Genomic DNA, 8,216 nt, shown 5'->3' with positions numbered 1-8,216 from the left:
CGACGCTGGCCTCCCTCGTGTCCACCCCATCCACGAGGACCCTCCCCTTCATCTCCCCCCTGTAGAAGTGCGGTATCAACCCGTTAAGGAGCCTCAAGAGGGTCGACTTGCCCGAGCCGTTTGGACCCACGATACCGTAGATCTTGCCCCTCTCCAGCTCCAGGCTGACGTCTCTGAGGGCATTTATCCCACTTCCCTCGTACTTGAACGTTACCCCTTCAACTTCGATCAATCCTGACACCCCTCCTCAGAGCAACTATGAGCTCTCCCACTGCGAGCGGCTGAGCTCCCATTACCCCATACTTCCTAGCGAGCTTGACCACGCTGGGGGGTCTGACCCCATGCAGCGATATGTCTCCCCTGTAAAGCAACTCCCTAGGATGGCCCTCCCTTACTATCCTCCCATTGGAAATCACTATCATCCTATTAGCCTTGGGAGCGAAGAGATCTAGCCTATGCTCAGCAACTACCACAGTCACTCCTTCCCTGTTCAGGTTTCCCAGCACCTTAGCAATACGCGCAGAGCTGAATGGATCTAACTCGCTTGTGGGTTCATCCAGCACGATAACATCCGGCTTCATAGCTAAGACTGAGGCGATGGCCACGAGTTGCTTCTCTCCACCGCTTAGCTCGGCTGTGCTTCTCTTTCTCAGGTGTTCTATTCCCAATTTCTTGAGGACCTCATCCATTCTCTCGACGATCTCATCCCTCGGCAGCCCCAAGTTCTCGAGACCGAATGCTATCTCCCTGTCCACTCTGAGCGTCACGATTTGATTGTCCGGGTTCTGGAAGACCAGCCCAACCTTCTTGGACAGCTGAGCGACGCTGGCCTCCCTCGTGTCCACCCCATCCACGAGGACCCTCCCCTTCATCTCCCCCCTGTAGAAGTGCGGTATCAACCCGTTAAGGAGCCTCAAGAGGGTCGACTTGCCCGAGCCGCTGAGTCCGGCTATGAGGAGAAACTCACCCCTACCTATCTCCAAGCTGACCTCGGACAGCGCTGGTCTCTTACCGCCCTCGTAACGGAAGGTCACGTCTTCTATTTTTAGCATCGGGGCCACATGCTCACACCGTCAAAAAAGATTATAATACCTCCCACTGCCATCCAGCTGAGGGATCCAAATGCCTAGGAGGAGAGCGCGCAGAAAGGGACCGGCCAAGACATGGTACCAAGTCCACGCTGTAGATGTCTTCCCGAACCAGTGGATCGGCGAGACCCCGGCCAGCGATCCCGAAAAGCTCATGGATCGGAATGTGGAGGTGGTGGTGAGGGACATAACCGGGGACTTCATGCACGAGAAGTACAAGCTGTGGTTCAGGATCTTCAAGGTCGACGGTAACAAGGCCTACGCTCGCTTCGTGAAGGAGATGCTGAACAGGGACTACATGAGATCCATAGTCCAGAGGAGGAGCTCCAGGATAGACGTACAATCCGAAGGAGTGACCAAGGACGGTAATGAGGTCCGCATCTTCACCCTCATCGTCACAGCGGTGAGGATCAGGAGCAGTCAGAAGAGCGCCATAAGGAAGAGGGTCGACGAGTATGTGAGGAGCCTCATCCCGGAGTACACGGTGGAGGAATTGGTCAAGTCGTATATATTCGGGGAACCGGTACCCGTAGTCTCTGAGATCCAGAGGATAGCCTCTAAGGTCGCTCCCATAAAGTACGTGGAGCTCAGGAAGATGGTCATACTGAAACCTGCTGAGGCTCCGGAGATACCGGCAGAGGTGGAGCAGGAAGTTGAAAGCAGCGCTACTGGCAGCGGGGAAGGGTAAGAGGTTACGACCGGCCACGGAAGCGAGACCAAAGCCCCTCCTACCTATAGCCGGTTCCACCCTTTTTGAGTACAACTTCTCCCTAATTTCTGACCTACAGGTATACGCGGTCGTGAGCTACAGGAAGGAACTATTCATCGACCTGTCCCAGCGCCTCAATTTCAAGGTCGTGGACCAAGGCAAACCCATGGGAACGGGTCATGCAGTGATGAAACTCGGAGACGAGGTGAGGGACGACATCCTACTCATCTACGCGGACATCTACCTCCCTCCTGACTCTGTTGAGAGGATCCTGTCCTACCGCGACAGGTACGACCATGTGGTGGCAGTCACACCAGTGGAGAGGCCTTGGGAATTCGGGGTGGTGGAGCTATCCTCGGGTCTTCTGAAGAGGATAGTGGAGAAGCCTAAAAGGGGTGAAGAGCCCTCGAACCTGATAGTGGCTGGGGCCTTCTTCCTCTCTCAGTCAATCTTCGATCACCTTATGGATGTGACCCTCTCTCCTAGAGGGGAGATAGAGCTGACGGACGCCCTTACTCTAGCTGCTTCGCGAGGGGAGAGGGTTGGAGTAGTCACTATCTCGCCTTGGGTGGACGCGGGAAGGCCGTCAGACTTCTTGATAGCCCAGAAATATCTGATGAACGATGTGATCAGTGGCGAAAGGTCTCCTCCAGAGGGGTACGTCTTGGAGGGGGACATACTCATATCGAGTACTGGGATCATAGAGAGCTCGGAGCTGGAAGGACCTTCGGTGGTGGCGGGAATGCTGAGGGAATCGATCTTAGGCCCTTACTCATATTTGGAAGCTGGTTCTCATATCACGAACTCGAAAGTCCTCAACTCCATAGTGATGAGGGTCTCATCGGTCCTCAAATCTGAGGTGACGGATTCCCTGATCGCAGACGATGGGGTGGTCGAGGGGAGTACCCTGACGAGATCGGTTACCGCACCATCTTCCCACATCGTCAATTGTGAGATAAATGGGGATAGGGTATGGGAGGGTAGGGTGTGCGTCACCTAGCGGCCACTATCTTCACGACGTCCCTGTGCCTCAACACGTAGTCTAGGGATATCCTCCTCTTCCCCCTAACATCGATCCCGTAAAGGGCCTTCTTAGCTATCTCACTGTGGATCTTCTCAGCCAGATCTCTGACCGTAGCATCCTTGGGCAGCAGTATGGCATCCGGGAGGATGTTCCCATCCTTATCTGACAGCTTAGTCTCGTTCTCAACTGGGAAAACGACCTTCATACCTAACACGTCATAAACAGCAGCTTCCAGCGTCACCTGAACCCCAGTACTCCCGTATCTCTTCAGCACCCTCTCCCTAATGGCCTCCAGAGCCCTCAACTGAGCCTTAGTGAGTCTGGACTCATCCACCACATCGAAGTCAGGATCTCCTGGCTCGTACCTGATGAGTCCCGCCTTCGCTGCCTTCCTCAGGATGAGCTCGGCCTCAGCTGACACAGGAATTACGGGCTCCTCCAGAACTTCTCTCATCCTCCTGATATTACCCTCTGCTTCCGGCACATCCACCTTGTTAGCTGCCACCACGAAGGGCTTCCCCCTTCTTAAGATCTCCCTCGAGAATTCGATCAGGTTCTCATTGCTCCAGTCTAGGGGGGATTTCTCCAGCGACAGTTCCCCAAGCACAACCTTGATGGTTCCTCTATCTATATCCAGTCCCGAGAGGACCTCGTGAAGCGCCGCGTCAACCGATGAGCCAGCCACGATCCTCCCCCTGATCTTACTTTTGGATCTCTCGATGATGGACGCCATCCAGAGAGCGAACTCCTCCTTCACTATCATAACATCCTCTATGGGATCGTGACTGGAGGCGGGTACGGGATTGCCCTCTTCATCGGTGGAGCCCGAGGCGTCCACCACGATCACGTTCACGCTGGCCCTCCTTAAATCATCTAGGAACTTATTTCCGAGTCCCCTTCCCTTAGACGCCCCCTTCACCAACCCAGCAACGTCCAAGAGCTTCACCGGAACGTATCTGTACCTACCGTTGCACCAGCCGTACTTCGGATCACACTTCACCCCGAACTCGGTGCACACGGACTCGACCCTCACATACCCCACGCCTTCATTCGGATTTATCGTGACGAAAGGTCGATTTTCCCTCTCTGCCTCCACTAGGGTAGCAGCTGAGAAGAAAGTGGTCTTACCGACGTTCGTCTTTCCGACCAAGCCTACTAGCATCCTGCCTCCTCGAACTATCAAATTTTAAAATCCACCAGTGGAGGGCCTGAGTGCAGGGTGTAAACTTGGTAGTCGCAGGAAGGTACATGGAGAAACTGGTCTGGAGGAGACGCAAGGAGGATCCGGACTTAGTCAAGCTCTGGAAGGATAGGCTGATACGGTGGAGGAGGGAGCCAGCGATAGTTAGAGTGGAGAGGCCCACCAGAATAGACAGGGCAAGGGCTCTAGGGTACAGGGCCAAACAGGGATTCGTAGTGGTGAGAGTCAGGGTCAGGAAGGGCGGTAGGAGGAAGGGAAGGCCGAGATCCGGCAGGAAGCCCGCGGGACTAGGTATCCTCAAACTGACCCCCGGTAAGAGCATAAGGTGGATAGCTGAGGAGAGGGCTGCGAGGAAGTTCCCCAACTTGGAGGTCCTCAACTCTTACTACGTCGCCGAGGACGGCAAGTACTATTGGTACGAGGTGATAATGGTGGATCCCCACCACCCAGTCATAAAGGCCGACCCTAGGATCAACTGGATACTCAACCCCGCCAACAAGAGGAGGGTATTCAGGGGCCTCACGAGCGCCGGTAAGAAATCTAGGGGTTTAAGGGCTTCTAGAGGCATACCCGACATAGTCAGGAGGTTCAAGCGCAAGAGGAAGCTGGCTAGGAGGCCGGGGGCCTGAGCGATTTGAGGCCCCTCGCCCCCTCCTCCGCAGAGATCACCACAATGGTATATCCCACGGAATTGGAGGAGAGGGTGAGGTATCTCCTCCTCACGCTTGCAGGAGGGGAAGGCGACCTTAAACTCGAGGAGGAGAAGTTCACGAGCCATTACGGCTACTCTTTCAAGGTACTAACGGTTAAACTTGGAAAAGGAGCGGCAGAATCCCTCCTAAAGCGTGTTATCTGCTTCTTGGATGAGTTAGACTTCCTCTCCCTAATGAGTACACTGGAAAGTCACGTGGATGGGAGGGATCTCTATATAAGGCTCGATAAACAGGAGCTAGCGCTGGGTAGGTACGAGCTATTCTCGGGAGGTTCAGGAGGATACGTGAGGATCAAGCTGACTTTCAGGAAGAAAGTAAGCGACTTGGAATCCTTGCTTAGGGAGGTGAGGGAAAACCAGTGCCCCGCTATATAGATATAATAGCACCTGAGAGTGAGGAACAGCTCGAACTGATGGTTAATAGGGCAATTTCGCTTGGGTTCGGTGCGGTAGGAATTGTCGGAGACTTTCCTGATCTTCCCAGCGGAACCTTCAGGGTCTCCATCATGGAGCCATCCTCTATTCCCCAAGAAGCGAGGAAGATGAGGGGAAAGGTGAGGCTTCTCCTATCCTCGCCCAAGACCCTCGAAGAGTCGAGGAAGGTCACTTTCAGCAAGCTCGTGGACGGTGTCGTCGCGAGCTACGATACCGGTAGGCCCAATTTCGATTACGTATCGGCGAAGCAGCTCAAGAGGAATGAAGGGACTCTCTTGGTTCCGGTGGCATGGATGGTCAGGAAAATGCTCGAGGAACCGCGTGTGATCCGGAACGTTCGGCTGGAGATCAGGATCGCTCTCAAAGCGGGACTATACCCTGTGATTGCCTCCATGGCTAGAGATATCAGAGAAGTGGTGCCTCCTCGTCTACTCGCCTCATTCGGCGAGTTCATTTTAGACCTTAAGAGGGACCAAGCTAAATCCATGATCAAGGACTTCCCATCCTATCTCATCAGTGAGGAGAGGAGGCTCAGAGCTAAGGGAGTTGCCTTAGATGAAGTTCAGGGTGCCCATTGAACTCAAAGAGAGGAGGAGGTACATCTGCGTGTATGCGCCGGTTTCCAAGTCCGATCTGAATAAGGTCCTAAAGAGGAGGTTGAGGGAGTTATCGGGGATTAAGGGGTGCGGTATCTATAGATTCACCCTGCTCTCTCTGGGGAATGGCCTCTTCCTAGTTAGGACAACCGAAGCCTCCTTGTCCGCCTTGCTCACGGCCCTCCTCATAAACAGATATGAGGACTTCCCCTCACTGGAGGTTAGAGGGATCTCGGGCACCCTAAGGAAGGCGGAGGAGTTATGCGCCGTTCCTCCCAATGTCAAGCGACGTAGTTGATCGTGATCACGGAGGGAAAACTCTTTATGTCCTAGGACTTTTCAATGACTGAACATCCTAGTGGGGTGGACAAATGTTTCCACAGGTTACAGGGTATGATAGGGCGATTACAGTCTTCAGTCCTGATGGCAGACTCCTCCAAGTGGAATACGCTCTTTCTGCCACTAAGAGGACCCCTCTGGCCTTGGGTATAAAATGCAAGGACGGAGTGGTCCTCCTAGCCGTGAGGAAGTACATCTCTCCGTTGGCTACTCCTCCCGAGAAGATATACAAGATAGACAACCACATAGGCGCGATTGCTGCTGGCTTGGTGGGAGACGGCCTCGTCCTCATAGAGAGGGGGAGGCTCGAGGCCCAGTACAACAGGCTCATCTACGGTGAACCCATAACCGTGAAGAACTTGGCTAAGAGGATTGCTGTCCACAAACAGCAGTTTACCCAGTATGCCGGTCTAAGACCGTTCGGCGTCATGATGATGATAGGAGGCATAGATGAGGAGCCTGAACTCTACGTGACCCATCCGGGAGGGGCCTTCTACGACTACGCGGCCTTCGCGGTTGGAAAGAACTCCGACAAGGTGAACGAGACCCTAAAACAGACATACAATGAGGGTATGTCCCTAGAAGAGTGCTTGAAGTACGCTATAAAGCTGATAATGGAGGCAGAGGAGGGAGAGGTGACCGCGGACTCGTTAGAGATTGCAGTCATAGACAGAGAGACGAAGAAGTTCAGAAAGCTGTCCAGAGACGAGCTTGAAGAGTATGTAAAGGCCGTGAAGAGGTGATTTAGGTGCCCGAGCCGGTAATAGCGAGGATCACTCGGGCCGGAAAGAGGTTCGAGATATATGTGTATCCGGAGAAGGCCTATCAGTTCAGGGAAGGAAGGCCAGTAGATGTGAGGAGCATTCTGGCAGTGGAGAACGTGTTCACGGACGCCAGAAAGGCCCTGAAGGCCTCCTCAACCGATCTCAAGAAGGCCTTCGGAACTACCGATCCTTACGAGATAGCCGAGATCATCCTTAAGGAGGGAGAGGTCCAGCTGACTGCGGAGTATAGAAAGAAGCTTCAGGAGGAGAAGACTCGCTGGATAGTCAACTACATACACAAGAACTTCGTCGATCCACAGACCAACCTCCCACATCCCGTATCTAGGATACAGAAGGCCCTGAAGGAGACCAAAGTGAAGATAGATCCGATGAAGGAGCCGGAGCAACAGGTCAAGGAGGTAGTGGAGCAGCTTAGGAAGATACTCCCCCTAAAGAGCGGTCAGGTCAGGATGACTGTGATCGTTCCCGCTTCGGTGTGGGCCAAGGCGAGATCTCTCTTGGCTGGTCAGGGGAGCATACTGTCGGAGAAGTGGTCCGACGACGGGACCCAAGTCACCTTCAAGGTGGAGCTCCCCATAGGGGCTCAGATGCTCGTCTTGGAGAGGATAGGGGAGATGGGAGGCCAGGCGAAAGTTGAGTGAAAGTGCGATACTTGTCAAGAACAGGGAGGTCGTCGTTCCCGGACAGCCTCTAGCCAAGGGGAGGTTTAAGCTAGGTAGGGACGTTTACCGGGACGAATCCGGCATCATCAGGGCCAAGAAGCTGGGATTGGCCGATATAAAGGAAGATACTGTGTCAGTAGTGCCGCTTTCCGGCGTTTATATCCCCAAGGAGGGGGACATAGTCATAGGGATAATCTCCAGGATAAGCGGATCCACCATAATAGTGGACATAAGGTCTCCCTACCAAGGCGTGATCCCCATACCTAGGGGGAGGGCTACCGAGAGGGTGGACATGAGGAAGTACGACCTGAAGCTGGGCGATGTGATACTGGCGAAGGTCAAGGCATTTGATGGATCATCATCCCTCCTCCTTACGATAGACATGGAGGGCTTGGGGAAACTGGAGGGAGGTTACATACTCGAGGTGGAACCCGCCAAGGTACCCAGGGTCATAGGGAAGAGGCAGTCTATGCTGACGATCCTCAAGGAGAAGACTGGGAGCGATATAATCGTCGGAAACAATGGAAGGATATGGGTTCGTTCTCCCTCCTTGAAGGAGTTACTCGCTCTGGAGAAGGCTTTGAGGAAAATAGAGGCAGAATCTCACGTCTCAGGACTCAGCGATAGAATATCTTCCTTCTTGACCCAAGAACTCTCTGGTTGAG

Annotated in this window: 12 protein-coding genes; 9 read left to right on the top strand and 3 right to left on the bottom strand. The window is 53.8% G+C overall.

What is annotated here, in order from left to right:
• The coding region (locus tag QI197_03985) for an ATP-binding cassette domain-containing protein (protein MDK2372518.1) at positions 1 to 232 on the bottom strand (232 nt) is incomplete at its 3' end.
• Positions 219 to 1,052: an ABC transporter ATP-binding protein gene (locus QI197_03980; protein MDK2372517.1), complete on the bottom strand. Its 834-nt coding sequence runs from the start codon at positions 1,050 to 1,052 to the stop codon at positions 219 to 221. The genes QI197_03985 and QI197_03980, both read right to left, overlap by 14 nt.
• 70 nt (positions 1,053 to 1,122) lie before the next feature.
• Here QI197_03980 and QI197_03975 point away from each other — a divergent pair, with 70 nt between their 5' ends.
• Together QI197_03975 and QI197_03970 are read left to right on the top strand one after the other, a co-directional pair.
• On the top strand, positions 1,123 to 1,776 hold the full coding sequence (locus tag QI197_03975) for a 30S ribosomal protein S3ae (GenBank protein ID MDK2372516.1): 654 nt from the start codon (positions 1,123 to 1,125) through the stop codon (positions 1,774 to 1,776).
• Positions 1,742 to 2,797, top strand: coding sequence for a sugar phosphate nucleotidyltransferase (locus QI197_03970; protein ID MDK2372515.1), 1,056 nt, complete (start codon positions 1,742 to 1,744; stop codon positions 2,795 to 2,797). Before QI197_03975 ends, QI197_03970 begins: the two co-directional genes overlap by 35 nt.
• On the opposite strand, the gene QI197_03965 is transcribed toward QI197_03970, so the two are convergent.
• Positions 2,790 to 3,983, bottom strand: coding sequence for a redox-regulated ATPase YchF (locus QI197_03965; GenBank protein ID MDK2372514.1), 1,194 nt, complete (start codon positions 3,981 to 3,983; stop codon positions 2,790 to 2,792). The genes QI197_03970 and QI197_03965 overlap by 8 nt on opposite strands.
• A gap of 86 nt (positions 3,984 to 4,069) precedes the next feature.
• On the opposite strand from QI197_03965, the gene QI197_03960 reads away from it, so the two are divergent.
• The 7 genes from QI197_03960 (at position 4,070) to rrp4 (ending at position 8,215) form a co-directional block, all read left to right on the top strand.
• Entirely contained in the window at positions 4,070 to 4,651 is a 582-nt protein-coding gene (locus QI197_03960; protein MDK2372513.1) for a 50S ribosomal protein L15e, read from the top strand.
• 5 nt (positions 4,652 to 4,656) lie between these two features.
• Positions 4,657 to 5,109 (top strand): RNA-binding domain-containing protein, encoded by a 453-nt coding sequence (locus tag QI197_03955; protein MDK2372512.1) that lies wholly within the window; start codon positions 4,657 to 4,659, stop codon positions 5,107 to 5,109.
• The gene (locus QI197_03950) at positions 5,094 to 5,747 is read left to right on the top strand and encodes a hypothetical protein (GenBank protein ID MDK2372511.1); all 654 of its coding nucleotides are present in this window, start codon (positions 5,094 to 5,096) and stop codon (positions 5,745 to 5,747) included. The genes QI197_03955 and QI197_03950 overlap by 16 nt, the downstream gene beginning before the upstream one ends.
• Entirely contained in the window at positions 5,725 to 6,063 is a 339-nt protein-coding gene (locus QI197_03945) for a hypothetical protein (protein ID MDK2372510.1), read from the top strand. Before QI197_03950 ends, QI197_03945 begins: the two co-directional genes overlap by 23 nt.
• Before the next feature lie 73 nt (positions 6,064 to 6,136).
• The gene (locus tag QI197_03940; GenBank protein MDK2372509.1) at positions 6,137 to 6,847 is read left to right on the top strand and encodes an archaeal proteasome endopeptidase complex subunit alpha; all 711 of its coding nucleotides are present in this window, start codon (positions 6,137 to 6,139) and stop codon (positions 6,845 to 6,847) included.
• A 5-nt stretch (positions 6,848 to 6,852) separates the two neighbouring features.
• Positions 6,853 to 7,530 carry a ribosome assembly factor SBDS gene (locus QI197_03935; protein MDK2372508.1) on the top strand — a complete coding sequence of 226 codons (678 nt, stop codon included), beginning with the start codon at positions 6,853 to 6,855 and terminating at the stop codon, positions 7,528 to 7,530.
• Positions 7,523 to 8,215, top strand: a complete 693-nt coding sequence (rrp4, locus tag QI197_03930; GenBank protein MDK2372507.1) for an exosome complex RNA-binding protein Rrp4 — start codon at positions 7,523 to 7,525, stop codon at positions 8,213 to 8,215. The genes QI197_03935 and rrp4 overlap by 8 nt, the downstream gene beginning before the upstream one ends.
• The last annotated feature ends 1 nt before the right edge of the window (position 8,216 follow it).

This window comes from Thermoproteota archaeon, from assembly GCA_030130125.1.
Taxonomy (GTDB): domain Archaea; phylum Korarchaeota; class Korarchaeia; order Korarchaeales; family Korarchaeaceae; genus Korarchaeum.
This window is presented reverse-complemented; position numbering and strand designations above follow the sequence as displayed.

Bases quoted from the DNA above. Each gene is read 5' to 3' on its own strand.
- QI197_03980 (MDK2372517.1), bottom strand. From the start codon at position 1,052: ATGCTAAAAATAGAAGACGTGACCTTCCGTTACGAGGGCGGTAAGAGA.
- QI197_03975 (MDK2372516.1), top strand. From the start codon at position 1,123: ATGCCTAGGAGGAGAGCGCGCAGAAAGGGACCGGCCAAGACATGGTAC.
- QI197_03965 (MDK2372514.1), bottom strand. From the start codon at position 3,983: ATGCTAGTAGGCTTGGTCGGAAAGACGAACGTCGGTAAGACCACTTTC.
- QI197_03960 (MDK2372513.1), top strand. From the start codon at position 4,070: ATGGAGAAACTGGTCTGGAGGAGACGCAAGGAGGATCCGGACTTAGTC.
- QI197_03945 (MDK2372510.1), top strand. From the start codon at position 5,725: ATGAAGTTCAGGGTGCCCATTGAACTCAAAGAGAGGAGGAGGTACATC.
- QI197_03940 (MDK2372509.1), top strand. From the start codon at position 6,137: ATGTTTCCACAGGTTACAGGGTATGATAGGGCGATTACAGTCTTCAGT.